This window comes from Glaciihabitans sp. UYNi722 (genome assembly GCF_040549465.1).
Lineage (GTDB): Bacteria > Actinomycetota > Actinomycetes > Actinomycetales > Microbacteriaceae > Lacisediminihabitans.
In genome coordinates, this window is the sequence record NZ_JBEPTL010000008.1 from 26,989 (window position 1) to 53,264 (window position 26,276).

Genomic DNA, 26,276 nt, shown 5'->3' on the forward strand with positions numbered 1-26,276 from the left:
TATTCGTGGAATATCGTTCAAATTGATTCAGGCCGCCTCGGCGAGCAGCCGAAACCGAAGAGGCCGTGAATCCGTGCCACTGGCGCATAGCGGGAGGAGAGTGCCCGTTAATTCGCTCGCGACCAGTCGCACACCACTTAGCCGTGCCAAATGCAGAGGAGCCGGCTCACCAATCGCCGAATCGGCGGATTGATCGAACCATTTATGTTCGAGATCGATTTCTCCACTGCACGACTAGGCCGAGCACGTTGTCTACCTGGCAGCAACAACACCGCCCCGGTACGTGGCCAGTTGAACGATGCTGATTCACGAAGTTACTGCGGTCACGCGCCGTCGAGGAAGTTGTTGCTGCTGTCGCGTAGTTGCTGCTGTGTGGTGGTGTCGTAACGCATCGAGCCGCCGAAGGACTACGAGCAGCGTTCGGTCCCGTTCCCGCAGTTCCTCTGCGAGCCACTCGGCCGCCAGATCGCGGGCCGCCAGCCCGACGCGCCGGTGTTCTACGGCATCCGCACCAAGACCTGGCTGCGCAACCACCTTTTCCGCGTCGGCTGGTTCGACCGAGCCGCGACCGAAGTCGCCCTCAAGGGTCTCACCCCTCACGAGCTGCGGCACACCGCCGCAAGCCTCGCAGTCTCGGCGGGCGCTCACGCGAAAGCGGTGCAGAGGATCCTCGGGCACGCCTCCTCCGCGGTGACCTCGACGTCTACGCGGACCTGTTCGACGTGGCCCTCGACACGGTCGGGGAATCACTGAACCGCGTCGCAATGCAGACCTCCATCGCGGATGTACTCGCCGATCAGCGAAGCCCCTCCTGGGACCATCTGCCCGCGCTGCCGAGTTTGCAAATGAACACACCCGGACCCGGTCTCTGAACCTCTGCACTCTGGGCGACTCTCAAGGGGTCTCCACTCTGGGCATCATCGGGCACGGTTCAGGAGTCCTAGAAACCCGCGGCGGGTGTCCGGGCGGCAGTTCGGCTGCACCGTTTGTAGCCATTGTGTAGCCAAAACCCGATTTCAGGCCTTACGGCACCGTTCGGTAGAAACGCAAAACCCCCGGCTGACCGGGGGTTTTGTTTTGGTGACCCCAACCGGATTCGAACCGGTGTTACCGCCGTGAGAGGGCAGCGTACTAGGCCGCTATACGATGGGGCCGTATGGACAACTCATCGAGTATGCCACACCGCAGCAAGGGTAGCCAAACGTAGCCTCCCAGCTGTCAGGGCAGCGGTGCCAGAACCCGAAGAGCACCCGGAACGACCTCGATGTCGACCGGGAGAGGCCCAACCCGCTCGCCGTCCGCGTAGGCGACCACGTCATCCGCATCGATCGTCACTCGGCGAACCCGGTGCACAGCGACGCGCGGATCACTGAGATGCGTGCCCTTGAAGACGCGCGGGAAGATGCGCAGAAACCGCACGCGGGTGAGCCGCTGCACGACCAGTACGTCCAGCATCCCGTCGTCGAGGAGTGCGTTAGGTGTGACTTTCATGCCGCCCCCGAGTGAGACGCCGTTGCCGACCGAGATGAGCACGCCCGTCGTCATCGACTCGACGCCGTCGAGTGTCAGCCGGTAGGTGATGGGCCTCAGCACCGTCAGTTCGATGAGCATCGCCAGGTTGTAGCGGCTGGGGCCTTTCGGCCAGCTCATACGGTTCGCGCGCTCGTTGACCACGGCATCGAAGCCGGCGGAGACCATGCAGGCGAACCAGGTCATACCGCCGTCGGAGCGGGTGACTCTGCCGGCATCGATGACCCGAGCGGACCGCGTGAGAGCCTCGAGCAGTGCACGGATGGCACCCTCGGTGTTGTCATGCGGGATGCCGAGCGCGCGGGCCATATCGTTGCCCGTTCCCGACGGCACGATACCGAGCGGCACCTTCGTGCCGGCCACCAGGTTGGTGCCGAGGTTGACCATTCCGTCGCCGCCGACGACCACCAACGCGTCGGGCTTGGTGGCCAGTGCACGTCTCGCCGCGTCGATGAGATCCTGGTAGGTCGGTTCGGTGAGCGCGGTAACCTCGTGCCCCGCTGCCCGCAGAGTCTGCACGACGGCAGGCCCCACCGTGCTTCCCTTGCCGAACGAGGCTGTGGGGTTGATGGCGACGATGATTCGCTTCGGCTTCGTCGTCATCCGCTCATTATGACGGGTCAGGGCTCACCGCGACGATCGCTCAGGCGGCAAGGCGCACGCGACGCAGCAGTTGCGCATTGAGCGCCACGACGATGGTGGAGACAGACATGAACACCGCCGCGAGCGCCGGGGGCATCAGGATACCGACACCGACGAGCACGCCAGCCGCGAGAGGAATGCCGAGCACGTTGTATCCGGCCGCCCACCACAGGTTCTGCAACTCTTTGCGGTAGGTGGCGCGGCTCAGTGTGAGAACATGTGCGACGGCGCGAGGGTCGCTGGAGGCCAGCACGATGCCGGCCGACTCGATCGCGACATCCGATCCCGCGCCGATGGCGATGCCCACATCCGCCTGGGTGAGGGCGGGAGCGTCGTTGACGCCGTCGCCCACCATCGCGACGCGGCTGCCGTCCTTCTGCAGGCCACGCACCACCTCCGACTTCTGGCCGGGGAGCACCTCGGCGAAGACGGTCTCGATGCCCAACTGGCCGGCGACCCAGTTGCCGACCTCGTGCGAATCACCGGTGAGCATGGCCACGCGCACCCCACGCTTGCTGAGGGCCTCCACGGCTCCGCGAGATTCGGGGCGGATCACGTCGGCGAGAGCGATCAGGCCGAGCACCTCGCCGCCGGCCAGCACGAAGACGACGGTCTTGCCCTCGGCGCTCCGCTCACGGTTGGCGTGCACCAGTTGCACCGGCAGCGAGATTCCCCGTTCGGTTACCACGCGCTGGCTCGCGACCGTGACGACCCGGCCGTCGACCGTCGCCTCCGCGCCGCGACCGGCCAGCGACTGGAATCCGCTCGCTGGCGTCACAGTCAATTCGTCGGCACGGTCGACGATGGCCCTGGCGATCGAATGCTCCGACCTCGCCTCGACGGATGCCGCGAGCCCCAGCACCTCGTCGATACTCACGCCGTCGGCCGGCACGATCTCGGCGACGCCCTGACGCCCCTCGGTGAGGGTTCCGGTCTTGTCGAAGAGCACCACATCGATGCGACGCGCGTCTTCGAGGGCGAGCTTGTCCTTGACCAGAATTCCGGCATGGGCCCCCTTCGTGGTCGCGATGAGCGACACCAGCGGGATGGCGAGCCCGAGCGCGTGCGGGCAGGCGATCACGAGCACGCTGACCACACGCTCGAGCACGAAGCCCGGGTCGTCGGGCTTCAGCAGGAACCAGACCACCATGGTGATCACGGCAGCCCCGAGGGCGACATAGAAGAGGAGGGCGGCGGCCCGGTCGGCAAGCACCTGCGCACCGGACTTGCTGGCCTGAGCATCGGCGACCAGTTTCATGATTCCGGCGAGCGCAGTATCACCGCCGAGCCTGGTGACCCGCACGGTGAGCGCGCCGCCGCCGTTGATGCTGCCGGCGATCACCTCCGCGCCAACGGTCTTGCCAACCGGGCGCGACTCCCCCGTCAGCAGCGACTCGTTCACCTCTGACTCGCCATCCGTAATCTCGCCGTCCGCGGGGATCGCTGCCCCGGGGCGCACCAGCACGAGGTCGTCAAGGGAGAGGTCGGCGACGGGGATTGTCAGCGCCTGGTCGCCGTGGACGACATCCGCCTCATCCGGGAGCAGCCTGGCCAGCTCGCCGAGCGCGTTCTGCGCTCCCATGACGGCCGACATCTCGATCCAGTGACCGAGCAGCATGATCGTGATGAGGGTGGCGAGCTCCCACCAGAAGTCCATGCCGTCGAGACCGGGCGTCACGGCGAGGCTATAGCCGAGGGCAACCACGATACCGAGCGAGATGAGGGTCATCATGCCCGGCTGGCGGGACCGCAACTCCATCACACCACCGCGGATGAAGACGAGACCACCGTAGAGGAAGAGCACGATACCGAAGACAGCCGGAATGAACTGGCTGCCGGCGAAGCGCGGGCCGGTGAGGCCCAGGATGTCCTGCAGACCGGTGGAGAAGACCAGGGTCGGGATGGTGAGCGCCAGGCTCAGCCAGAACTTGCGCTTGAAGATCGCCGGGTCGTGGCCCTCATGACCGGAGTGGTCGTGGCCGCCGTGGTCGTGGCCCGCGCGCTCGTCGTGGTCGTGCATCTCGTGCGAATGCTCCGCCGAAAACGCAGGAGAATCGTGCTTGGACGCCGTCGAGACAGTGCGCGAGGCATCCGTTTCAGCATGATCTCCTGCGTTTTCGGAGCCCGCAGGATACAGGTGCGTGTGGTCGGTCATGACTTGCCTCCACGGTTGTTGCTGAGTTCGAACACCTTGAGAAGTTCGGCGACTGCCAGGTCTTTCTGGTCGCCGCCCGCCGCGAACATGTCGGTGACGTGCGTGCGCAGATGGTTCTCCACGAGCAGCTTGTTGAGGCTGCCGAGCGACTTCTGGATGGCGAGCGACTGCGTGATGATGTCCATGCAGTAGTCCTCGTTGTCGATCATCTTCTGCAGTCCGCGCATCTGGCCCTCCAGGATGCGACTGCGATGCATGGCACGCTTTTTCAGGTCTTCGATCATGCAACCGTAATACCCCCTAGGGGTATTGATCACCAGTCGGCTCGACATCCGCCGCGGAGTAAGCTCATCGCATGCGAGTAACCAAACAAGAGCACGCCTGCCTCATTATCGAAGCCTCCGGCAAGACCCTCGTAATCGATCCCGGATCCTTCACCACGGCGCTCGTTGGCCTCAGCAACGTGGTCGCGATCGTAATCACCCACGAGCATGCCGACCACTGGACAGACGACCAGCTCGACCGCATCCTCGACCGCAATCCGGATGCCGTGATCTTCGCCCCGGCAGGCGTCGCCGCCGCCGCTCCGTCCTATGACATCACCGTGGTGAACGGCGGGGACAGCACGCAGGTCGAGCCGTTCGACCTGCGATTCTTCGGCGAGAAGCACGCCGTCATCCACGGCTCGATCCCCGTCGTCGATAACGTTGGCGTGCTCATCAACGACACCCTTTACTACCCCGGCGATTCCTTCACTGTGCCGGAGGGCGTGGTTGTCGACACCCTTGCCGTGCCGGTGGGGGCTCCGTGGATGAAGATCGGCGAAGCGATCGATTACGTGCTCGAGGTCAAGCCCCGACGCAGCTTCCCCACCCACGAGATGGTGCTGTCGACAGCGGGAAAGTCGATGGGCAACGCTCGCATCCAGTGGGCCACAGAGCAGAACGGCGGAGAGTTCTTCCCGCTGGAGCCCGGAAATTCGATCGACCTCTGATCAGCTTCAGGAGAGCACGTCTTTCGTGCTGAACCGCCCGTAGGCCAGCGCACCGAACAGCACAATGTAGGCCGCCTGCAATATCGCGTTGCTGCCGAACGAGTCCCAGGAGATCGGTTGGCGCAGCAGGTCGCCGACGCCAAGCCAGTAGTGGGTGAACAGCCACGGATGCAGCCAGTCCAGTTGCGGGAGCGAGTCCAGCACCTGCGACACGATCGAGAGCACGACGGTGGCGGCCATCGCGCCCACCGGCACGTCGGTGAGGGTGGAGATGAACAGCCCGATCGCCGACAGGCCGAGCAGCGAGATCGTGACGTAGACCGCGACAAGGAGTGATCGCACCAGCGATTCCGGCACCGCGATGACATCACCCGAGAGCAGTGTGGTCGGGCCGACAGGGAAGAGGGCCACGCCGATCAGGGTGCCGGCGACGACGACCGTAAGCGTCGACGCGAGACAGAACACCGCCGAGGCCAGGTACTTGACCACGAGCAGGCGCACTCGCCCTGCTGGGCCAATCAGCAGGTAGCGCAGCGTGCCGGCGCTGGCTTCGCCCGCGATCGCATCTCCCGCGACGACGCCCACGGTCAGCGGGAGGAAGAGCGGGATCGAGATGAGCACGCCTACCACTCCGACGAAGAGTCCGTTCTGAGTGACCTGGTCGAGAAATGCCGGACCGCGCCCGCCACTCGGTGACCGCGACAACCGCACGGCGACCGCGATCAGGATCGGCACGAGGGCGAGCACTGCGAGCATCGCCCAGGTGCGCCGCCGACGGAAGAGTACCGAGATCTCCGAGCCGAGCAGCGCCCATCCGAGCGACGGGCGGCTTCGCACGGCGTTCGTCTCCTCGGGCGTCGCGCTACTGGACAACGTCGAATCCGTCCCCGGTGAGCTGCACGAAACGATCCTCGAGGCTCGGCTGCTGCACCGAGAAGCCACGCACGCGTACGCCTCCGCCGACGAGCGCCGCGACGATGGTGTCGGGTTCTGCCGAGTGATCATGGAGGGTCGCGGTGACGAGGGTGGAGTCATCCGCCGCCTGCTGCGCCGACAACCCGAGACCTGACAGCACACCGACGGCGAGGCCGGCATCCGGGGTGAGCAGTCGCAGTTCCGGCAAGCCGACCTCGCGCAGTTCGTTGAGGGTGCCCTGCGCGACCAGTCGTCCCGCGCTCATGACGGCGGCGTGCGTGCAGACCTGCTCGATCTCCGCCAGCAGGTGGCTGGAGACGAAGATCGTCGTGCCCTCGGCGGCCAGTGAGCGAATGAGGTTGCGCACCTCGCGCGTGCCCTGCGGGTCGAGTCCGTTGGTCGGCTCATCGAGCGCCAGAAGTTCGCGCGGCGTGAGCAGGGCGTTGGCAATGCCGAGACGCTGCTTCATGCCCAGCGAATAGGCGTGCACCTTCTTGCGGGCGGCGTGGGTGAGCCCGACGCGCTCGAGCGCCCGCTCGACCCTCGCACCGCGGGTGGCGGATGGCGCGTACCGGTCAGCGGTGTCGAGCCTCCGCAGGTTCGCCTCCCCGGACAGGTAGGGATAGAAACCCGGTCCCTCCACGAGCGCACCCACTCGTGGCAGGACAGCGCGCAACTCCCCCGGCATGTCACGGCCAAGCAGGCGGATCGTGCCGCTGGTGGGAGTGGCGAGTCCCAGCATCATGCGGATCGTGGTGGTCTTGCCAGAACCGTTCGGGCCGAGGAATCCGAATACGGAGCCCCTCGGCACCGTGATGTCGATATCTTCCACCGCCGCATGGCTGCCGAAACGCTTGGTCAGCCCACGCGTCTCGATGGCCGACGCGGCATCATCGGTCACAGTTCGTCGGTGTCTACTTGGCCGCTGCGACGGCTTCGAGTCGAGCGGCGGGAACCGATCCTGCGAACACCCGTCCGTCACTCGCGAAGTAGACGTTCACCAGCGCGGTGTGCAGCAGGCGACCACCGGCGGTGGCCGTAGTGAGCTGGGCGAACATCGATGAACTCGTGAGCTTGGTGATCTCGGTGGATGCGGGCACCGCGAGCACAGCGTCCCATCCCGTACCGACCACGCCGTGCTGCGGGGCGGAACCCGTCGGCTTCTTCAGCTCACTCTGCTGCGGAACAGCCTGCTGTTTCACCGTGACGCCCTTCGGTGGCGTGAAGTCGAAGAGATTGGCGGATGGCGCCTGAAGGGTCAGCGCGGAAAAGGCGAGGCTGAACGCGGCATCCTTCTGTCCACGGGCGAACAGGTCGATGCTCAAAGGAAGACCGGTCTGCGAGTCGACGGCGATCGACACCGACGAGATGAGGGTGTCGGATGCACGCGGCTTGAGCACGAGGTCATACGCGGTGCGGCCAGCGATCCTGGCATCGGGGCCGACGCTGACTGTGGTGGACGAATCGACGGCGGCGAGGAAGCGCTTCGCCAACTCACCAGGAGTCTGTTCGGTGCCGGGGGTTGCGGCGCCGGGCTTCGATCCCTGGTGTGCCGGGAGCGTCGCGTGGGTGGCCGTCTTGGCGCTGGAGTCGTAAAGCCAGACATCGCTGCCGTTCTTGATAACGTCGCGCTCAGCAAGCTTGTCCATGATCTGGAATCGCGTCTTCGTCGCGCCGTCGACATACACCCGAGCGGTGTACGAGCCGACGAGCACACTGAGTGCGGACGAGGCGGAGGAACTCGATCCGGCCCCGGTCGACGGCAGTTCGGGGAGGCCGAGCTTCGACGACTGTTCGAGGGTACCGGAGAAGTCCTTGACGGAACTCTGGCCGACCAGTTCGAGCACCTGCTGCGGAGTCTTGGTCGGCAGGTTGGCTGCGGCATTTGCGGCCACGGGTACGGCGATCGCGACGGATGCGATGGCCACAGCTGCAACGACGGCTGGCACCCAGCGGACTACGGAACGATTCATGATTATTGGCCTCCAGCATCGCGACGAGGAACGCGATGGTGTGACGCTACGCCTCGATGCTCACAGTTTGCTGGACTTTCTGACACCGGATCACCGGGTGACCGCGAAGGGCTGATTTCGTCGGTCATCACGGGTATCTTCGTGCCATGGCCACCGAGTCCATCACCACTCGCTCCGTCTCCGATGTGCCGTGGGCTGATGTCCGCGCTGTCTTCGGAACGCGCGGTGACCCTGCCGGGTGCTGGTGCCAGTTCTTCAAGATCGGCAGTGCCGAGTTCAGTGGCAGCCCAGCGCAACACCTGGAGGCGCTCCTCTGCAACCAGGTGAAAGACCAGGATGTTCCGCCGGGAGTGATCGCCTATCTCGATGGCAAGCCGGTCGGGTGGTGTGCGGTCGAGCCTCGTTCGAAGTATCCACGCATCCTGCGTTCGAAGGTGGTGACCGGCGGCAGCCAGGAGTCGCCAGAGGACGGCACGGTCTGGGCGGTCAGCTGCTTCGTCGTGCGCACGGGTTACCGTCGGCGTGGAGTGAGCGTCGAACTCCTGAATGCGGCCATCGCGCAGGCCAGGCGTCTTGGAGCTCGGGTGATCGAGGGCTACCCAATCGACACCGCCGAGAGGAAGGCCAGTTCGGCGGACCTGTATCACGGCCCTCTCTCGCTCTTCCAGAATGCGGGCTTCGAGATCGTGTCTCGACCCTTGCACGGCAGAGCCGTGGTCAGGATGGTCCTGGACTAGTTCGTTGTTCGGCTAAGGCAGTTCGCCGAGGCTCACGGTCCCGATTTCGTCGACGCGCCAGCCCGGGTTGTGCGCGATCTCCCAGATGATGCCGTTGGGGTCGCGGAAATGACCGTGGTACCCGCCAAAAGCAGCCGCCTGCGGCTCCTTGACGATCGTCGCCCCGGCAGTGATCGCCGCCGCGATGGCTTCATCGACGGCGGCCGGACCGTCGACATTGTGAGACAGCGTGATCCCGGAAATCGCCTCGGCCGACGCCACGCCGAGGTCCTCGCGGAACTTCTCTGCATCGAAGAGCCCGAGAACGAGTCCCGGTCCCACCTGGAAGAAGACGATCTCTCCCGGTACATCGAGGAGAGGTTGCCAACCGAAGCCGTCCCGGTAGAAGGAGCGCGCGGCATCCAGGTCGGTGGTAGCGAAGGTAATAAAGTGAAGGCGAGGATCCATTCGCGAAGTCTGGCAGCGGCACCCGGCACGATCAAGCGTCCCTAGAATCGATGGTCATGACTTCCACCATTCTGATTCGTGAGGAGCCTCCGGAATCGGATGTCGCCTTGGCCCTCGGAGCCGAACCAATGGATGACCTGGCCACTCCGCACGGCTTCGTCCTCGTCGCCGCGCTGAATCACTTGTCGCCCGACTTCTCCGCCCTCGCCTCTTCCAGCTTCTCATGGGTTTTCTGGGATTTCGCGATCGTCTTCTGTTCCTTCTTCAGAATCTTCTTCGCCGCCTTGACCGGGTCGTTGTCGGCCATATCTGCCCCTCTGTTCAATGATGCTGCGAACGTTAGTCCGCCTCGACGGCTTCGTACAGTCACGCGCCACCAGACTCAGGAAGCCGATCTGGCCTCTGGGGCAGACTGGCGTCGGCCGAGGAGACGCACCGACGTGGAGTCGCTGCGTTCGACTGTTGTTCTATCGCCGACGATCTCGACGATCGAGATGAGTGTCGTGGGGCCGACAAGCAGCAGGTCGACGCCGTTCTTATGCAGGAGCGGTACCAGTTCCGTCGCGCCTCTCGCGACTACCTCCGAGGCCCGCCTGGCGAAGATCTCCGCCATCGCCTCTGTTGCCGCGTAGTTGCGACCACCATGGCGGACCGTTCGCGTGTACATCGTCCGACGCCGACTCATCGCGCGGACCTGGTCCATGACAGCACGTGCTCTTCGGGGCGGACCTGCTTCGCCGATACTCCGGTGAAATGGGCCGTCGCTTCAGCCAGGGAGTCGAACACGAACCATTCGAAAGCCCGCCCGAGCTGAAACACCTCATAGGCGCCGTTCTTCGACTCGATGAAACCGAGCACCCGCCGCGCGTCGTCGTTGGGCAGGCGTGAATCACAGACGCGCCATTCGCCATTCGACAGTGCGACGATCTCGATGGCATCAGCTGGCTGGCGGGTGCGAGTGGCCCTTTTCATCTGCTTCTCCCCTATGCAGTAAGTAAAACCCCGCAGGAAAGCTCTAGACAAGGGATTGACTTTAACCGCTAGCGTGGATGCGCCTATCGTTCGACAACGATCATGGTCGAGGGGCACAATGAGAAGTCCCGGCGTAGGCACATTCGTCGGCGCACATTCAGCCCGCACTGTCGATTGAGGGTTCATGGGTCACCTGGTTTATGGCATCTCGGCGGAACACATCGATCTCGACGACCGCACCCTTGCACACATCCAGGCCGTGATCGCCAGCAAACTGCGGCGTAGCGAGAGTTTCTGGATCGAGTTCGTGCACGACGCGGGCAGAGGCGGCAGACGAGACGTGATCTGGGTCGACGACGCGATGCCGTTCGTCTTCCGTTACGGCTCTGCCGCGCATCCGAAGATCGACAGGAAGTCGCTGGATGATCTGCTCGGGCAGGCGAGCGATCGCGGTCGCATGATTATCCGCTCTCACCCTCTCGGCCAGGAGAAACACACATGAAAATCGTCGTCATCGGTGCCACCGGACACATCGGCGGATACCTGGTTCCCCGGCTGGTGGCGGCAGGTCATGAGGTGGTGGCGATCAGTCGCGGCCTGCGAGCGCCCTACCGCCCACACCCAGCCTGGAACAGCGTCGAACGCATCACCGCGGATCGCAGCGCAGAGGATGCCGCAGGCACCTTCGCGGCGCGCATCGCAGACCTGAACGCCGATGCGGTCGTCGACCTCGTCTGCTTTACCCGGTCGGCGGCGGAGCAACTCGTTGAGGCGCTGCGTGGACGCGTGGAGCTGCTGGTGAGCTGCGGCACGATCTGGGTGCACGGCACCGCGACCGAAGTGCCCACCACCGAGGATGCGGCCCGCCGGCCGTGGGGTGAGTATGGCGTCGGCAAGGCGGAGATCGAAGAATTGCTGCTGCACGAGTCCCGGCGTGCCGGTGGCCTGCGTTCGGTGGTGCTGCATCCCGGTCACATCAGCGGCCCTGGCTGGAAGGTGATCAACCCGGCGGGCAACCTCGACCTCGACGTCTGGGAAAAACTGGCCACGGGTCGGGAGGTGGTGTTGCCCAACTTCGGGTTGGAGACAGTGCACCACGTACATGCCGACGACGTGGCCCAGGCCTTCCAGCTGGCGATCGAGCGACAGAGCGAAGCCGTCGGAAACAGCTTCCACGTGGTCTCCGACCGCGCGCTCACCCTCCGCGGTTTCGCGGAGGGTGTCGCGGGCTGGTTCGGACGGGAAGCCGCTCTGCGGTTCGTGCCTTTCGACGAGTTCCGAGACCAGACATCCGCCGAGTCAGCCGCAGCCACCCTGGACCACATCTCGCGCAGCCCGTCGGCGAGTATCGATAAGGCTCGTCGGCTGCTCGGCTATTCACCGCGCTACACGTCGCTTGAGGCCGTCGCCGAAGCTGTGGAGTGGCTGCGACAGGATGGACAGCTCACGCTGGCGTGATATTCCGGCTTCAGGGGCCGGGTGATCATCGTCGCGCTGCGGGGCGGACTGCCCGAAGCCAAACCATAAGAGATGCACCGCAAGATCAATCATTTGCAACACCCACACGAATGGAGAACCATCATGACCGTCAAACTCGGACTACTCGCCCTTCTCGAGGCCAAGCCCGGCAAAGGCGAGGAACTCGCCGCCTTCCTGGCAGCTGGCAGGGCTCTCGCTGTCGCCGAGGAGGGAACCGTCACCTGGTACGCCTTCAAATTGAGCGATACCAGCTACGGCATCTTCGACACTTTCGAGACCGAGGATGCCCGCCAGGCCCACATCAACGGTGAAATTCCGAAAGCACTCGGCCAGGTCACACCCGAGTTGCTCGCGAAAGATCCCGACATCCGTCCTATCGACATTCTCTCCGTCAAGTAGGCGGCTGACGAGGAAGGCTTGCCTCAGCGTGTGGAGGCGTCTGAGACGCCGAGCTCGCGGGAGACCGCCGCCGCCGCCTCGAGCAGCATGAGGTGATTCCCGAGGACATCTTCCTCCCCGAGGTCTGGTGAGCAACGTCGACACGAATGTTCCCGTTCCCATCCTTGCTCGAGTCCGGTAAGCCTCACGCAGGCTCACGGACTCGCGCCTTTCACCGGTCGATTCCGGTCAGTCGGAGCGATGCCGCACGGTTCACGCAACGAACCCAGGCCCGACGCGCCGTCTCTTGTTGAGCGGCGATGGTGCCGACGACGCTGAACATACTCCGCCAGAGAGTCGGATCCAGCGATGCTTTCGGCGGATAGTAAGCAATGAACCAGCCATCGACGAGTTGGGCATCGGCCCGATGCTTCTGTGTGGTCAGTGCGGCGATGAGGCCGTCGGTATATATCGCGCGCACGCGGTCGGCGTCCCCGCGAGCGCACATGATCGTCGCTCGACCGAAAGGTTTGGCATCCAGAATGTTGATCCACGCGGCCGAGACGTCGAGCGGCGAGGGAATACTGCGCCCACTTCGAAACGATGCCGCGACGTGATTTTCAGGAAGCTGCACCGCGAGGTACCGGACAGTGATCCCGACGGTCGAGCGGTTACCGGAACGATCCTGGAACACACCGCTTTCGGCGTTCACCCCATCCTGTGTCCCGCTCAGGTAGTCGGAAACGCGTCGAAAGGAGATCGTTCGTTGACCGAGCGGTCCGGGCGTTCGCTTCGGGTCTGCCAGCGGACGCACAGTGAAGCCGTTTGCACGCGCGAAAGTAATCCGGCGCGTGAAATGGCGCCAGGCCCGAGGTTGAACGACTCGTCGCCCGATGAGATATATCCCGACGGAGACGAGAGCTATCACTACCGTTGCTTGGACATCGATGAGAACGTCTTCAGCGCTCTCGCCCCTCGCCCATTGCACGATGGTGGTGATGGCGAATATCAGGGTCAGCGCTCCGCCGCTTATCGCCGTCACAACGATCGCCGTGAGCTTCTGCTCGTGCGGCATCGTCGAGGTCTTAGCGCCGAAACCGCCGGCGAGCACTTCCGCACGCAACGCCGCGACCCGTTGTTTGGGAAGCTTCGAGGTCAGGGGCGAAAGTCGACTTCATCCAGGTCCATCCCGACATGCTAGACGCAGCAGATCAGGCGACCGACCACGACCTTGTCCGGCGGAATCGGGACTCACGCGAGCGACGAGATTGTTGCTGGGGTACCTGGACTCGAACCAAGAACAAAAGAAATATATGATTTCCCTTGACCTCAGCATCTAAAACTATTGATTTCTCGCTATTTAGAGGACACCGTCAAGGTCTAATTTACCACTCGGTACTGAACGGTTCCGAGGGTTTCGGGCTGTTTCTGGCCACCGTCAGAGGTTCTTGGCCACACGTCGCCTGGAACCGTTGTCGAACTCGAAACCCTCTGCTATCTGCACAAAGAGATGACAACCAGTCCGCCAGAGCACAAATCGCCAACGGCGGGATTGTGGCATCCAACGAGTGAGCGGTCACAGCCGACTGATTGTCAGCATCGGAAGCACAGAAGTCCCCATCGGTTGTCATCAGCGTTCCGAAATCCGACGGGGAGAGGCTGATTTCAATACCGTGCCATTTTTACAGATACATGAAATCCCCACAGGGCGACCGCGGGCTGGCGAACCGGATAGACACCTGTCTGCTTCGTATCTAATTCGCGTTCGCCTTCAACCACGCGAATGGATCCACAAATGTTCCTTGGATCGAAATACCAAGGTGGAGGTGAGCGCCTGTGGAGGCACCGGTGTTCCCCACCAATCCGAGAGTCTGGGCCACGGTGACGATCTGGCCGACCTTCACGGTCGGCGAGCCGGCGATCATGTGGGCATAGGTACTCTGCACATTTTGCCCGTTCACCACGTGGTCGACTACAACATGAGTGCCGTACCCGCCACGGTCTGCAACTACCGCGCTCACGATGCCAGGGGCAATGGCACCAATGGCAGCGCCGCCTCCAGGCAGAAAGTCGACCCCATCATGAAAGGACGAGCAAGCACCACATGGCGCGATACGCGGTCCGAATCCACTGGCAATTGGAACGTAGCTGGGAAACGGCCACTGAATCGTCCCCGCCGGATTATTCGTGTAAAGGAAGGCGCCAACGGAACGAAAGCTCCGAACTGGCTTGGCCGTAGGAGGAGGCAATGTCACCGAATAACCGTCACGGCCGAGCGGTCCCGAGGTGGAGATTGCGACTGCCGCAACGGCTCTAAAGGACTGTGAACTCGTTTGACTGTCTTGGCTGGCTGACGTTGCGGGAGGGACCTTGTAAACGGCCGCAGCAGGCAACGAGGTTGACACGATTAGCGCGGAAACTCCCAGTACGGCCGCTACTGCGGTGAGCTTCGAGGTCGCGCTGCGGATAATCGATCGATGAAGCCCAAGACTTGCCGTCGATCTTTCGGCATGCCGAGACTGTCGTCGCGTCAAGGATCGCATCTCGCCCGTAGGAGCCGACGGTATTACTCGGGGGTGTTTATATGTCATAGATATTTTGTGGTTCCACCATTAAAGGTTCTCTAGTTTGCACAACACCGATCGCGGTGGAGAAGGAAGGGCTCTTGTCGGGTGATCGGAACCGTCCCTACAACCTCCATGGTATTGGATGCGACGGGAAAGTAACGAATTGGTAAACGCGCGCCCCTGCGAACTTGCGTGTGTACACGATTCGCGGCCCGAGGGGCCCTATCTCAAGCCGCGCAGAAGTCAACGTTCCTCAGGTGACCGAGACAACGCCCATCATCCCGTTGTCTTCGTGATCGAGTATGTGCCAGTGATAGACGGCCGTGCTAATGAATTCGTCGAAGGCGATGCGCCCGCGGGTTCGACTGCGAGCGGGGACGTTTACGACGTCCTGCCAGATCGGAGTGGTGGTTGCGCGACTGCCGATCTCGATGACCTGCATCGGCCACACATGCAGGTGGACGGGATGATCCATCGAGCTCGTGTTGCTGATGGTCCGCTGCTCGACGCTTCCCGCCGCAACGGATTGGTCGACGCGGCCAAGATCGAAACTCCGGCCATCGATAGTGAATTGCATCATTCTGCCCATTCCCGAGCCGCCGATCACGCGGACACACATTGGGCCTCGCGAATAGACGACTACAACATCCTCTCGGACCCGGCACTGGTGTCGAGCAAGTTTCCCCGCTTCGGGACACTGATTAGGTCGACGGATTTTTTTGCAGTCGCGGTGCAGTCCTGCTGTTTTAGTTTCGCCGGTCAGGAGACATAGGAGAAGACGCCCATCATTCCGCGTGCCGCGTGGTAGGCGTTGTGACAGTGGGTGAGCCACTGCCCGGGATTGTCGGCGTCAAATTCGAAGGTGACTCGCTGCTTTGGACGCACGATGACCGTATCTTTACGTGCCCCTCCGTTGGCCAGTTGGAAACTGTGCCCGTGCAGATGGAGGGGGTGCCACATGGTGGTCGAGTTTGTGACGACCACTCGAACTCGTTCACCGGTCCGCACCTCAAACGCTCTCGCAAATGGATTCTTCATATCGAATGATCGTCCGTTGATGCCCCAGCTGTACTTCGCCATCGATCCGGTGAGGTCCAACTGATGTGTGCGATCCACTGTGGCATCGGGAAGGAGGACCGATGCGTCGGCCTTCAGCCGACCGCCGTCCGTGACGACCCCGGTCAACTGCGTGGGCATACTGAGCGGCGGAGTGGAAGCCGGGCCGGTGGAGATGTAGCCGACGGCGTTGCCTACCTTGCCCTCTGGCAACGACAGCAGCGCAGATGTTCCCTCCTTCACGGTAACGAGTGCGTCGATTCGTTCGCCCATGCCCAGGACTACGGCATCAACACTTTTCGGTGTGGTCGGAAAGCCGTCCGCATGAGTCAGAAGCATTTGTTGCCCGGGGATGCCGATGCGGTAGGCGGTATCCGCGGCCGCGTTGATGATTCTCAAACGGATTCGGTCACCGGGTTTGGCCGCAAAGGTTTCCGGTTCGCTGGTGGAGCGTCCGTTCATCAGGTGGACGGGTATCTTCACATCGCCCGCATCGCCTCCAAGGTAAGCGCTCGTTGAATTCATGAGTACGGGCGACGAACTGTCCATTTTCATCCCCGACATTCCCATGCCCGCCGTCAGCGCGGTCAGAACGCTGTCGGGCGTTCCGCCGAATCCGTCGAGCCAATCGTCGAGCACCACGACCCACTCCCGGTCGTAGGAGAGCGGCTCTTGGGGATCGTCGATGACGAGTGCCCCAAAGAGGCCACGGGCTCGTTGCATCTCGACGTGTGAGTGATACCAGTAGGTGCCCGGGGTGGCCGCCCGAAACTCATATGCGAATTCCGCACCGGGCTTGACTGCCTGCTGAGTCAACCCGGGAACACCGTCGGCAGCGTTCTGAAGAGCAACTCCATGCCAATGGATACTTGTCGCCTCGGTCAACGAGTTTGTGACCGCGACTTTCAGTTTGTCGCCGGCCGTCACACGGAGGGTCGGGGCGACGAGCGCCCCGTTGTATCCCCAGGTTGAAATCGATTTCCCGGCAACCGAGGTCATGAATTGTGCAGCAACCAGTTGCGCCGCGGTGGTGTTTCCGTTCCAGTGACGTCGTGTTTCGTTCGTGGCGACGAGGGGATCCGTTGACAATATTCGGTGGCGACCCGAGGCCGGCGACGAACACGACGCAAGGGTCGATACTGCGACAGCTGCCGCGACGGCCGCCAGAAAAGTTCGTCGTGCAAGCAATTCGCTCATGGTGGATCTCTTTCGTAGGTAGTGCTGATGAGGTGGCCCCGGAGGCGTGAGCATCAGATCCGATGGTGGCTTGGGCGTTCATCCCAGCCTGACTCCGCGCTGTTGCATGAATGGAACCGGGTCGAACGCCACTCCTCCGGATCGGAGTTCGAAATGAAGGTGACACCCGGTGGAGCCTCCCGTGCTTCCGGTCCGAGCGATCAGCTGGCCGGCGGTGACTGTCTGCCCGTTCGACACCAGGCGACCGCCATCGATGATGTGCGCATAGGCCGACTGGATGCCGTCACGATGATCGAGAATGATGAAATTGCCATACCCACCGTTCAGCCCGGAGAAGCTCACCCGCCCGCTTGTCGCAGCATAGATGGGCACATTGCATCCGCCTGCGAGATCATCCCCGTTGTGGAGTCTCCAGTCCTTGTAGATCGGATGGATACGGTACCCATAGGGACTGACCAGGCGACCTGAAGTGGGATCTGCCCAGCCCGACGGGGATACCTTTCCTGCCGAACCTACCCTCGCCGCAGCTGCCGCAGCTGCCGCAGCCGCGCGGGCGGCCTCCCCTGCCGCGAAATCGGTTTCGGTCGCTGCCCGTTTTTCGGTCAACACGGTCAATTGCGCCTGGAGGTCGGCTTGGTTCTGAACCTGCTCCACTACAGCGGCATCGGCTGCCGCTGACGCAATTCGGGCGCTGTCTAAGGCTTGGGATGCAACGGCTCTCAGCTGCTCGCGCGACTTAGCGGCACGATTCGCCTGGTCTGTAAGGGATTGCGCCGAGTTGCGATCCCGTGTTGCTTTCGCATACACCCCGCCGGCGAGTTGTGCGAGCTTGGTTTGAAATCCAAGCCGAGAGAGTAGCTGTCCAGAATCTTTACTGTCGGCAAACAGCCTCATCGAGAGGTTTTGCCCACCAGTTCGGGCAAGTTGCGCCACAGTTTGTCCGGCCTTCGCTCGAGAAGAAGCGGCAAGCGCATTGGCGGTGTCGGCCTGCTTCCCCAGAGCGGTCGCCTTGAACGCAGCCTCTTGGAATTTTTGGTCGGCGGCCTCGTACTCTGCCCCGCGCGACTCAGCCAGCGCGGCCGTCTGTTCCGATTGAGTCCGAAGAGTTGCCAATTGTCCTTGGATTCGAAGGACCAGTGCTTGTGCTGCAGCCTCCGAGGCACGGGCTGCGGCCACCTGGCCCCAGGTCGGGTATTCAACCGCAGAAGCCCGCGCGCCTGGTAGCACAACAAACGAGGTTGTGAGAAGGACCACGATTCCCAGAGTCGCGAGAATTCGGTGCCTTTGCGGGCCGTCGATCCGACGGGCCTCTTCTACCGCATCCCTCATTATTTTCCCCCTGCTTGGTGTAACGGTTATTAGATGGGAAGGACAACGCCACCGATGAGCGCCTGCAGCTGGTAAAGCCACATGGTCCACAATCCGCTGACCATGAGCACGCCGATGAGGATAAGCGCGGCACCACCGGCAATGTTAATGGTGCGGACATGCTCCTTGAGCCATCGGATCCCGCCAGATGCCCATTCGAATCCGAGGGCGACGAGCAAAAAAGGAATGCCGAGGCCGATACAGTAAAACGCCGCCAGTGCGGTTCCCCTGCCGACGGTCGCGGATCCGAGGCTGAGCGCCGAAATCGCAGCGAGTGTTGGGCCAAGGCATGGGGTCCAACCCAATCCGAACACGAGGCCGAGAAGCGGAGCTCCAGCAAGTCCGACGTTCGGCCGGATGGGCAGTCGAATTGTCCGCTGCAATTGAGGTAGCGCGCCGATAAACACCAGCCCCATCGCCACGAGCAGAATTCCCATAATTCGCGTGATCGGGTCTTGCCACCTGATCAGCCAAGATCCGAGCGAACCGAAAGCTGCTCCGTAGGCGATGAAGACGGCCGCGAATCCGAGAATGAATAAGGTGACACCGACGATCACTCGCCTTCGGGACCGGTTCCCGTGGGAACCCGCCATCCCCCCGACGTAGGCGAGGTAGCCCGGCACCAGAGGAAGGATGCAGGGCGACGCAAAAGAAACGAGGCCCGCGAGCACCGCGATCGGTACCGCGATGAGAAATTGTCCGTTCGCGATGATGTTCCCGAAATCATTGCCCATTTCGTTCTCCGGTCACGTGGAGTGCATGGGAGAGGAGTCTCGGGAGTGCTGTCATTTTTTGCCAGTGAGGATTGCCCCCGCGAGAATGAGGACCGCGGCAGCCGGGTATCCGGCAACGAGATCGAGCCAGCCGGGGGGTTGACCTGGTCCGAACGCTTCGAGGTGAGTCAACCAATGCACAATTGCCACCAAAGCTCCGACGATCATCAGCACTTGGCCGGCTCTTACGAACCGCCGGTGTCGGCGCCATTTTCGCGTCTTTTCGTCGGGTGAATCGCCCGCCGCTGGGGAACCTGTCGGTGTCATCGCCTTCTCCTCTCGTTGTGCTGTCGTGGGGTCGTCATAGTCCGGAATAGGAGTGCAAGCCTTTGAAGAAGACGTTGACGACACCGAAGTTGAACATCACCGCGGCAAAGCCGACGATGGCCAGCCACGCGGCGCGAGTCCCGTTCCAACCCCGGGTGGCTTTGGCGTGAATGTATGCCGCGTAAATCACCCAGATGATGAAGGTCCAGACTTCCTTAACGTCCCAGCCCCAGTAGCGCCCCCACGCCCGGTTTGCCCAGACCGCACCCGCCATGAGGGTGAACGTCCACAGAAGGAAGGCGACGATGATAATTCGGTACGCCATGGTGTCCAGCGTTTCCGCGTTCGGTACGGTCTTCATTAGTCGGTGCAGTTGCGCGCGGGCTCTGGCTCCCACACGACTGGAACTTGCAGCGGGACGGCCCTGGGCGATCTGAAGTGCTGACACCGCGAAGCTCAGGGCAAAGAACGCAGTTGCAGTCATCGCGACGAGAACATGAATCACTAGCCAGGCCGACTGCAGCGCAGGTGGCAAGGGCACAACGTCCACGTAGAAGCCCACGGACCCGACCCCGAGGAGCACCAGCATAAGTCCTACAACGAATGAGCCCAAGTAGCGGATGTTGAGTCGGATTTGCATCACCAAGAAAACGCCGACGATGATGAGGGTCGATGTGATTGAGAACTCGTACATATTTGCCCACGGGACTCGGTGAGCTGCCACTCCACGAAGCACAACTCCGCAGAGATGGATCAACCAAGCAAGCACTGTGAGGGCTTGGGCTATTCGTCCGGCCCGCGAACTGCCGGACTCGCGCACAGTCAAGGCGGGAGGTTCGGTGGCCACCAGGACATCCACAGTCCCCGATGATGAACCGACTGCATCACCACCCGCCGACGCGCGAGAAGCAGGCGACGCCTTGGCCGACACCGTTGCTTTTAAGGGGGCGGCCCGTTTCGCGAGATCGAGCGTGTAAGCCACGAGTGCGATCGCGTATATAGCCATCGCCGAGTAAATGAGCACGATGGAGATGGTTGAGGCAGAGAAGATCATTTTGGTTCCTGAATCGTTGCGATGTTTGACGCGGTGCGATGCTGTCGGGCTAGGGCCTCGATGATTGATTGGAGTCGTGGGTCGTCACCACGGGCAAGGCCCGCGTATTCGACGACCCACCCGCCGTGTCCGTTGTCGGTGATCCGTACCCACACTCGGCGTCGCGGAACGAATAGACCAGCGGACAGCCCTCCCCAAATGAGGAGAGAGAAGAGGAGCATCCACGTTTGGGTGGGGTCATGAGTGACTTGGAAGGAAGCGAATCTTTTCACTCCCGTCATTTCCACGCTGCCGAACCCGTTGGGCAGCGGCACCCGCTCCCCGGGAGTGAGTTGGAGAGCTTTTTCGCTGGTTCCACGTCCCGCAATCGGTGTCATCCGCGACGTGTCGAGAACGTAGACAGACTTTGCTGCCCCGGAATTTATGCCGAGATCCCCAGTAAAGACGTTCAGGCTTAGGACGGGATTGAGTAGGTCAGGGTAGACCGAGGCAGGCAGACCGGTTGACTGCTTAGTCTGGGTGGGATAGAAGAAGCCGATCATTCCGACCTGTCGAGAGAGCCCATCGGGAATCTTGACCACTCCCAGGCTGGTCAGGTTCGCATCCTGGGGAAGGAATGGAATCGTGTCGTTGAAAACCACCACGCCTTTCGGATTTCGAACAGTGATTTGTGGTGCGTAACCATTCCCGAGCAGATAGACGGTCTCTCCTCCGACCCCGAGAGGGTCGTTGACCTTAATGGTGGATCGTGTTTGTCGATTTGCCTGATCTGTGGTGACGGTCGCGTTGTAGTCGGTGACCATCCCCAAAGCCTTCATTCCCGACTGGGAATAGGTGACAGCAAATTTATTGAGGGTGAGGGAGTAAGGATCAAGCATCCCGTCGCTGAAGAGACGTCCAGCCTTGAAGGAGTCGTACGCTGAGCGCGTGTTGACGAACGTTTGCCCTTCAACGACAACCCGTTGGCCGGTGTATTGGAAGCTGCCTCCGATAAGGATCGTTGCCAGAACTCCGATCAGCGACATGTGAAAAATCAGGTTGCCGGTTTCACGCAGGTACCCTTTTTCCGCGGCGATCGACGACGACGTGCCCGATGTTGCCGGATCGTCGCATCGTTGGACCCGATACCGGAGCTTTTTCAGAAGTCGCTCCGCGTCGATGAGAAGGGTGGAGCGCGTCGCGTCCCCTTCGCCAGCAGCGATGTCGTGTTTTTCGTAGGCGGGTAAACGCGATAGTCGGCTGGGCGTCTGCGGGGGTGGTTGACTTAAGGCGCGCCAATGATGTCGGGTTCGAGGAATCACACATCCGATGAGCGACACGAACAGGAGTAGGTAAATCGCTGAAAACCACACTGAGGTGTAGACATCGAAGAACTGGAAAGTATCCAGAATTTTCGCGGTCGCCGGGTTCGCGGTGAAATACTGGGTAACTCCGTTTGGATCTGCGGTCCGTTGCGGGACCAGGGAGCCGGGAATCGCGCCAAGGGCAAGCAACAGCAACAGCAACAACGCAGTTCGCATGCTGGTTAATTGCCGCCATCCCCATCGCGCCCATTCGAGTGGCCCAAGCCGGGGCATCGACGCCGCACCGGATGAGGGGTCCACGTTTTCGAGGTGACCCTCGGGACGTGAACTTGTGGCCGGGCTGGGCGTGAGATCAACTTTCCCCATCAGAGTGCTCCCTCACCAGCGGCAGGGCGCCTAGGCGTGCCGGTGCTAACCGAGAGCATTTTCATGATCCCTCCGCGAGAGCATCACGGATGAGGGTTTGAAGGATTGACTGCGACTCCAATTGGCCGAGAATACGAGATGCGACCCGTCCCTTCTTGTCGATGACCACGGTGGTTGGCACGGCATTCGGTGCGATTTTTCCGGCAAATGCGAGTTGCTGGGCGCCACTGTCAACGTCGAGAAATGTGGGATAGGTGATACCGAATTCCTCGGCGAATGTTTTCGCCGTTGCCGCCTGGTCTCGAACATTCACGCCGACAAAGATGACCCCTTGGCTCTGATATTTGGTGTACACGGCTTCCAGGTCGCGCGCTTCAGCCCGACAAGGACCGCACCCTGCGTACCAAAAGTTAGCCACCACGACCTTGCCGGTCCATTCGCCTGCGGTGATCTCCTCCCCCGTGTCGAGGGTCCCTGCCAACGTCACTGCCTTCCCACGATCTGCCGGAGCGATCTCTGTCACGGCACCGTTCGTGACGTACCGAGGGTCGCTCGGCGACGGTCCGACACCAGGAGTAAGGGTGGAGGTGCATCCCGAGAGCGAAAGGAGCAGGACGATTGCCGTCGACAGGGTGCCGACACCGATCAGGCGCCCCATCATTTGGTCACCAGGGTTCGCCATGTCGCCCCGAGATCGGAGCTGGCTACAATTCCGCGCTGATCCGCCGCCAGAATCGTTGGGATGGGTGTGGCAGATATGGTGATCGCGTCGGCCGCCCCTTCGACTGTTCCGGTGGATTCCCACGGCATGTCGTTGGATTTCACCCACACTGCTCCAGACACGTCGACACCGACGAGTTTTGTCTGTCCGATGGTGCCCGCGGAGGCGACAAGATAGAGCGATGGCGCGTCGGAGATCGCATTAAACGTTGCGGCGAAGTCGTGGCTGACTTTCAACCCACCGCTTGTGGTTGCGTAAATTGTCCCCGGAATTGCCCGATCTGCCGCCAAATCTCGAAGCTCCAATGTGGCACCCGAAGTCCAGGTTGCCCCGCCATCACGGCTGACCTGAATGGAATTGTCAACACCGTCGAATCCATAGATCGTTGGTTCGCCAGGGCTGATGTGACTGACTTCAACATCATGAAAGTCGGAGGTCCCGTTTAGCGATATGACCGCCCAATTCTTTCCATTGTCTGTGCTCGATATGAGTCCGAGATTCCTTTCAGGCGACACTGTGGGATCAGGATGTCCGGAGGCGTACATGCGACCACCATCCATCGTGAAACCCATAGTGTCTTGGCGCAGACCAGCAATAGGTCCGCCCAAAGATTCGGGCCTGAGCGGAGAAGTGGTCGAGCCTGCAACCGAGAAGAGCCCCCGGTGGGTGGCTACGTAGATCGTGCCCGTGGTTCCATCAATTCCGAGGCCATGAACGTGGCCGAAAGAGGACGCGGATGCGGAGGGCGTCGGAACAAGAGGGGGACCGCTGGCAGCGCAGCCGGCGAGCAGCGTAACGCCCAGGAGGCTCCCGACCAGAACCACAATGTGAAAGCCGGTACGTTTGAAAAAGGGCGTACTCACAAGCCGACCTTCGCTTTCAAGTAGACGGACGGATCGATTGGGATAGCCCCTCCGAGGAAAATGCTGATGTGCGGGTGTGCGCTAGAGCTCGCGCCGGTGCGCTCGACATTGCCAATGATCTGAACCTTTTTTATGTGTTCACCGACGGAGACCTTGAGCGAACCGCGAAGCCCGTGACCGTAAAGGTCACTTACCCGCTGACGACCGATGACATGACCTAGGACCACGTAGACGCCGATGAAGCAGGTCGGCGCGGCTGCTGCGAGAAGGATCAGCAAGTCACTCATGCCGGCTTAGTCGCATCGAGGGTGGATACCGGGTGCCGTTCGTCGAACGGCGCCGCGACCGGGCGCAGCGCGTTCACTTCCGCGCGCAGCTTGACCAGCTCTTGTTCCAGTTCGGACGTTGGTTTCTGTTGGTGGCCTTGGGCAGTGCCGCGCATCATGAACCAGATCACCAGACCCATCACGATGGGGCAGACCACGACGGGTAGGACGTAGAGAAGTTGTTGCATTGTGTTATTTCTTTTCGAGGGTCAGTTCGTATTGGTGAGGCGAGGGAGGTGGCGGCCGAGAGCACGGTTCGACAGCCAGCTATCGGCGATCAGACGGTTTTCGGTGATCCGGCAGGGGGCTGAAAGCACATGGTTTTCGCCGATGAGAACGGGTGCGCTGCGAGAATTGGCAGCACCCGAAAACGCGCCCACCCCGTATACGGAACCGAAGCCGTGACCGGTCGGAGCGCGACCGATCATCGACGGGCGTGGCTTCCAGCCCAATAAGATCGCCACTCCCCCGGCCAGAATCGCAGGTGCGGCGATCGGGTGTGGCGCCGGAACCTTGTCGCCAAATATGCCGGGGACATCACTGATACTCAGCACGAGGCGAGCAACGCCGCGAGCAGCGTCCCACCGAACAACCGATTTGCCATTTGACCTGTTCGCCATTCGTTACGCCGCGGCTACCGCGAACTCCCAAAACTAATCTCCTAAGTAGATTAGGTAAAAAGCAGAGGCATGTCCAGCGGGCGCGAAGGGCGCGGCTTACATTTGGGAGGACATAGGCGCGTCCGGGCACATGCTGTGTTGCATTGAGGCCACTGCCGGGCTACCCAATACGAGCACAGGAAGGGCCAGGAGCAAGGCAACTGCCAAGGAGCCCGTAGCGGCTCGCAACCGGCTCAGCGGGTTGTGCGGTGGCAGAAGCCGGCGCACCCTTGCTGCAGCCCCGGCGCCTCCGGCAGCCAGGGCGACGGCCGGTATCCGGTGCAGCGTTCCGGTCGCTGCGACGGCGAGAAGCGCACCAGCGACGGTCAATCGGTTGGTGCGTTCAGCTGCCACGTCGTCCGCACGCAGCTCTACCAGCCGTGCTGTCTCCGCGGCGGCTTGCCCGAACACTTTCAGGCCAGAAAATGCTGTCGCCAAGGCGGTGGCGAGCGCCAACACCAGATCGTGGCGCTCACCAAGGTGGGCACGTTCGTGCGCCAAGACAGCATCGAGCTGATCCTCGTCGAGCGCGCGGAGCGCCGCGGTGGTGACTACGATGCGCCGATGGCGTCCCGGAAGGCAATACACGGCCGGGTCGTCGCACTCCAAAATGACGATTCCCCGCCCGGCATCACGTCGACCAACCATGTCCAGGACGCTCCCGTGCCGGGTACGCTCGCGCACCATGCGAGTAATCGCGGCGCCCAGAAACCAGAGGAACCGGCCGATGATCGCCAAGGCGAATATTGCTCCGGCGACACCCGCGGCCGCACCCCAGGGAGAGGCATATTGCTCTCGAAGGGCCATGACACAGGACCGCAATAGCGCCGCCAGGTCGCCGCTGATCTGCACCGTCGGCACGGTCAGCGCAAGCCCCGCCATTACGACCGAGGCCAGCACCGTCACGGTGAGCGCTTGCCAAGCGGCAATGCCTAGCCGTGGCGCCCGATCAACCCATTCCGCCCGCAACAGGAGGCGTGGCCCAACGACAGCCAGTAGAACCGAATAACCAATGAGCACAAGGGCCACGATCATGCGTCAGCGCCCCGATCGCGCGCAGCGCTGAGAAGGCGATGGAGTTCGTCGGCTTCCTCCGGTTGCATTCCCTCGACAAACCCGATCAGAGCGGCCGCACGGTCGTCGGTGGAAGACAGGGCCTCACGAACCAGCCCTGCAACATAGTCTTCGCGACTCGCGGCAGGACTATACCGGAACGCCCGGCCATCCCGTTCCTTGGTCAACCAGCCTTTGCGGCGCAGAATCTCGGTCACGGTCTGGATGGTGTTGTAGGCGGCGCCACGGTCTACTCGCTCGAGCACCTCGCGCACTAGCAAAGAATGGTCCGCTTGCCAAACGGTGGTCATGATCGCGTTTTCAAGATCACCGAACTTCGGCATGTCTCCTCCTTCGCGCGATCGGAACACCTCGCAGCCTTAGGATAAGCCACCAAGCACCGTTTGCACCTAATCACCTAAGTAAGTTAGGTGTACTCTCACCAGAAAGCCAATGGCCTACTCCAGTCCTGGTGCGATG

General features: G+C 62.1%; 31 protein-coding genes and 1 tRNA gene. 6 read left to right on the top strand and 26 right to left on the bottom strand.

All coding sequences use genetic code 11. The features are described from left to right. The first annotated feature begins 390 nt into the window (after positions 1–390). Positions 391–753 (top strand): tyrosine-type recombinase/integrase, encoded by a 363-nt coding sequence (locus ABIB56_RS07625; protein WP_354568677.1) that lies wholly within the window; start codon positions 391–393, stop codon positions 751–753. Positions 754–1,078: 325 nt separating this feature from the next. Here ABIB56_RS07625 and ABIB56_RS07630 read toward each other — a convergent pair. From ABIB56_RS07630 to ABIB56_RS07645, 4 genes are all read right to left on the bottom strand, one after another. Next, positions 1,079–1,154 (bottom strand) — tRNA-Glu (locus ABIB56_RS07630). A 64-nt stretch (positions 1,155–1,218) separates the two neighbouring features. Next, on the bottom strand, positions 1,219–2,133 hold the full coding sequence (locus tag ABIB56_RS07635) for a YegS/Rv2252/BmrU family lipid kinase (RefSeq protein ID WP_354568540.1): 915 nt from the start codon (positions 2,131–2,133) through the stop codon (positions 1,219–1,221). A 40-nt stretch (positions 2,134–2,173) separates the two neighbouring features. Next, positions 2,174–4,327: a copper-translocating P-type ATPase gene (locus ABIB56_RS07640; RefSeq protein WP_354568541.1), complete on the bottom strand. Its 2,154-nt coding sequence runs from the start codon at positions 4,325–4,327 to the stop codon at positions 2,174–2,176. After that, the gene (locus ABIB56_RS07645; RefSeq protein WP_354568543.1) at positions 4,324–4,611 is read right to left on the bottom strand and encodes a metal-sensitive transcriptional regulator; all 288 of its coding nucleotides are present in this window, start codon (positions 4,609–4,611) and stop codon (positions 4,324–4,326) included. Before ABIB56_RS07645 ends, ABIB56_RS07640 begins: the two co-directional genes overlap by 4 nt. 71 nt (positions 4,612–4,682) lie before the next feature. Here ABIB56_RS07645 and ABIB56_RS07650 point away from each other — a divergent pair, with 71 nt between their 5' ends. After that, on the top strand, positions 4,683–5,321 hold the full coding sequence (locus ABIB56_RS07650; protein WP_354568544.1) for an MBL fold metallo-hydrolase: 639 nt from the start codon (positions 4,683–4,685) through the stop codon (positions 5,319–5,321). A gap of 6 nt (positions 5,322–5,327) precedes the next feature. Here ABIB56_RS07650 and ABIB56_RS07655 read toward each other — a convergent pair whose 3' ends face one another. From ABIB56_RS07655 to ABIB56_RS07665, 3 genes are read right to left on the bottom strand one after another with little or no spacing between them, the layout of a single operon-like run. After that, positions 5,328–6,194: an ABC transporter permease gene (locus ABIB56_RS07655; RefSeq protein WP_354568545.1), complete on the bottom strand. Its 867-nt coding sequence runs from the start codon at positions 6,192–6,194 to the stop codon at positions 5,328–5,330. Beyond that, on the bottom strand, positions 6,184–7,137 hold the full coding sequence (locus tag ABIB56_RS07660) for an ABC transporter ATP-binding protein (RefSeq protein ID WP_354568546.1): 954 nt from the start codon (positions 7,135–7,137) through the stop codon (positions 6,184–6,186). Before ABIB56_RS07660 ends, ABIB56_RS07655 begins: the two co-directional genes overlap by 11 nt. 13 nt (positions 7,138–7,150) lie before the next feature. Then, positions 7,151–8,209 carry a LolA family protein gene (locus tag ABIB56_RS07665; RefSeq protein WP_354568548.1) on the bottom strand — a complete coding sequence of 353 codons (1,059 nt, stop codon included), beginning with the start codon at positions 8,207–8,209 and terminating at the stop codon, positions 7,151–7,153. Between the two features lie 146 nt (positions 8,210–8,355). Between ABIB56_RS07665 and ABIB56_RS07670 the strand changes: the two genes are divergently transcribed. Then, positions 8,356–8,946, top strand: a complete 591-nt coding sequence (locus ABIB56_RS07670; RefSeq protein ID WP_354568549.1) for a GNAT family N-acetyltransferase — start codon at positions 8,356–8,358, stop codon at positions 8,944–8,946. Between the two features lie 12 nt (positions 8,947–8,958). Here ABIB56_RS07670 and ABIB56_RS07675 read toward each other — a convergent pair whose 3' ends face one another. From ABIB56_RS07675 to ABIB56_RS07690, 4 genes are all read right to left on the bottom strand, one after another. Beyond that, positions 8,959–9,393, bottom strand: coding sequence for a VOC family protein (locus tag ABIB56_RS07675; protein ID WP_354568550.1), 435 nt, complete (start codon positions 9,391–9,393; stop codon positions 8,959–8,961). A gap of 178 nt (positions 9,394–9,571) precedes the next feature. Beyond that, positions 9,572–9,700: a hypothetical protein gene (locus ABIB56_RS07680; RefSeq protein ID WP_354568551.1), complete on the bottom strand. Its 129-nt coding sequence runs from the start codon at positions 9,698–9,700 to the stop codon at positions 9,572–9,574. Between the two features lie 75 nt (positions 9,701–9,775). Next, a complete protein-coding gene (locus ABIB56_RS07685) occupies positions 9,776–10,096 on the bottom strand; it encodes a hypothetical protein (protein ID WP_354568552.1) in 321 nt (106 codons plus the stop codon). Beyond that, positions 10,075–10,365, bottom strand: a complete 291-nt coding sequence (locus ABIB56_RS07690; RefSeq protein WP_354568553.1) for a hypothetical protein — start codon at positions 10,363–10,365, stop codon at positions 10,075–10,077. The genes ABIB56_RS07685 and ABIB56_RS07690 overlap by 22 nt, the downstream gene beginning before the upstream one ends. Before the next feature lie 184 nt (positions 10,366–10,549). Between ABIB56_RS07690 and ABIB56_RS07695 the strand changes: the two genes are divergently transcribed. The 3 genes from ABIB56_RS07695 (at position 10,550) to ABIB56_RS07705 (ending at position 12,243) form a co-directional block, all read left to right on the top strand. Continuing rightward, positions 10,550–10,867, top strand: coding sequence for a DUF7882 family protein (locus tag ABIB56_RS07695; protein WP_354568554.1), 318 nt, complete (start codon positions 10,550–10,552; stop codon positions 10,865–10,867). Then, on the top strand, positions 10,864–11,823 hold the full coding sequence (locus ABIB56_RS07700; protein WP_354568555.1) for an NAD-dependent epimerase/dehydratase family protein: 960 nt from the start codon (positions 10,864–10,866) through the stop codon (positions 11,821–11,823). The genes ABIB56_RS07695 and ABIB56_RS07700 overlap by 4 nt, the downstream gene beginning before the upstream one ends. A gap of 123 nt (positions 11,824–11,946) precedes the next feature. Beyond that, a complete protein-coding gene (locus ABIB56_RS07705; protein ID WP_354568556.1) occupies positions 11,947–12,243 on the top strand; it encodes a putative quinol monooxygenase in 297 nt (98 codons plus the stop codon). Between the two features lie 211 nt (positions 12,244–12,454). Here ABIB56_RS07705 and ABIB56_RS07710 read toward each other — a convergent pair whose 3' ends face one another. From ABIB56_RS07710 to ABIB56_RS07780, 15 genes are all read right to left on the bottom strand, one after another. Beyond that, positions 12,455–13,333: a hypothetical protein gene (locus ABIB56_RS07710; protein ID WP_354568557.1), complete on the bottom strand. Its 879-nt coding sequence runs from the start codon at positions 13,331–13,333 to the stop codon at positions 12,455–12,457. A gap of 643 nt (positions 13,334–13,976) precedes the next feature. After that, positions 13,977–14,813 carry a M23 family metallopeptidase gene (locus tag ABIB56_RS07715; protein WP_354568558.1) on the bottom strand — a complete coding sequence of 279 codons (837 nt, stop codon included), beginning with the start codon at positions 14,811–14,813 and terminating at the stop codon, positions 13,977–13,979. Between the two features lie 229 nt (positions 14,814–15,042). Beyond that, on the bottom strand, positions 15,043–15,369 hold the full coding sequence (locus tag ABIB56_RS07720) for a multicopper oxidase domain-containing protein (RefSeq protein WP_354568560.1): 327 nt from the start codon (positions 15,367–15,369) through the stop codon (positions 15,043–15,045). 179 nt (positions 15,370–15,548) lie between these two features. Further along, complete coding sequence (locus ABIB56_RS07725; RefSeq protein ID WP_354568561.1) at positions 15,549–17,042, bottom strand: multicopper oxidase family protein; 1,494 nt, start codon at positions 17,040–17,042, stop codon at positions 15,549–15,551. A 78-nt stretch (positions 17,043–17,120) separates the two neighbouring features. Next, positions 17,121–18,155, bottom strand: coding sequence for a M23 family metallopeptidase (locus tag ABIB56_RS07730; RefSeq protein ID WP_354568562.1), 1,035 nt, complete (start codon positions 18,153–18,155; stop codon positions 17,121–17,123). A 245-nt stretch (positions 18,156–18,400) separates the two neighbouring features. Next, entirely contained in the window at positions 18,401–19,144 is a 744-nt protein-coding gene (locus ABIB56_RS07735) for a cytochrome c biogenesis CcdA family protein (RefSeq protein WP_354568563.1), read from the bottom strand. Positions 19,145–19,484: 340 nt separating this feature from the next. Then, on the bottom strand, positions 19,485–20,504 hold the full coding sequence (gene ccsB, locus ABIB56_RS07740; protein ID WP_354568564.1) for a c-type cytochrome biogenesis protein CcsB: 1,020 nt from the start codon (positions 20,502–20,504) through the stop codon (positions 19,485–19,487). Continuing rightward, on the bottom strand, positions 20,501–22,174 hold the full coding sequence (resB, locus tag ABIB56_RS07745; RefSeq protein WP_354568565.1) for a cytochrome c biogenesis protein ResB: 1,674 nt from the start codon (positions 22,172–22,174) through the stop codon (positions 20,501–20,503). The genes ccsB and resB overlap by 4 nt, the downstream gene beginning before the upstream one ends. A gap of 61 nt (positions 22,175–22,235) precedes the next feature. Beyond that, positions 22,236–22,835, bottom strand: a complete 600-nt coding sequence (locus ABIB56_RS07750; protein WP_354568566.1) for a TlpA family protein disulfide reductase — start codon at positions 22,833–22,835, stop codon at positions 22,236–22,238. Then, the gene (locus ABIB56_RS07755) at positions 22,832–23,758 is read right to left on the bottom strand and encodes a F510_1955 family glycosylhydrolase (RefSeq protein ID WP_354568567.1); all 927 of its coding nucleotides are present in this window, start codon (positions 23,756–23,758) and stop codon (positions 22,832–22,834) included. Before ABIB56_RS07755 ends, ABIB56_RS07750 begins: the two co-directional genes overlap by 4 nt. Beyond that, positions 23,755–24,045, bottom strand: a complete 291-nt coding sequence (locus ABIB56_RS07760; RefSeq protein WP_354568568.1) for a hypothetical protein — start codon at positions 24,043–24,045, stop codon at positions 23,755–23,757. Before ABIB56_RS07760 ends, ABIB56_RS07755 begins: the two co-directional genes overlap by 4 nt. Further along, complete coding sequence (locus ABIB56_RS07765) at positions 24,042–24,272, bottom strand: hypothetical protein (RefSeq protein ID WP_354568570.1); 231 nt, start codon at positions 24,270–24,272, stop codon at positions 24,042–24,044. The genes ABIB56_RS07760 and ABIB56_RS07765 overlap by 4 nt, the downstream gene beginning before the upstream one ends. A gap of 21 nt (positions 24,273–24,293) precedes the next feature. Continuing rightward, positions 24,294–24,704 carry a hypothetical protein gene (locus tag ABIB56_RS07770; RefSeq protein ID WP_354568572.1) on the bottom strand — a complete coding sequence of 137 codons (411 nt, stop codon included), beginning with the start codon at positions 24,702–24,704 and terminating at the stop codon, positions 24,294–24,296. Positions 24,705–24,800: 96 nt separating this feature from the next. Next, positions 24,801–25,778, bottom strand: coding sequence for a M56 family metallopeptidase (locus ABIB56_RS07775; RefSeq protein WP_354568573.1), 978 nt, complete (start codon positions 25,776–25,778; stop codon positions 24,801–24,803). Beyond that, positions 25,775–26,140 (bottom strand): BlaI/MecI/CopY family transcriptional regulator, encoded by a 366-nt coding sequence (locus ABIB56_RS07780; protein WP_354568574.1) that lies wholly within the window; start codon positions 26,138–26,140, stop codon positions 25,775–25,777. Before ABIB56_RS07780 ends, ABIB56_RS07775 begins: the two co-directional genes overlap by 4 nt. Between the last annotated feature and the right edge of the window lie 136 nt (positions 26,141–26,276).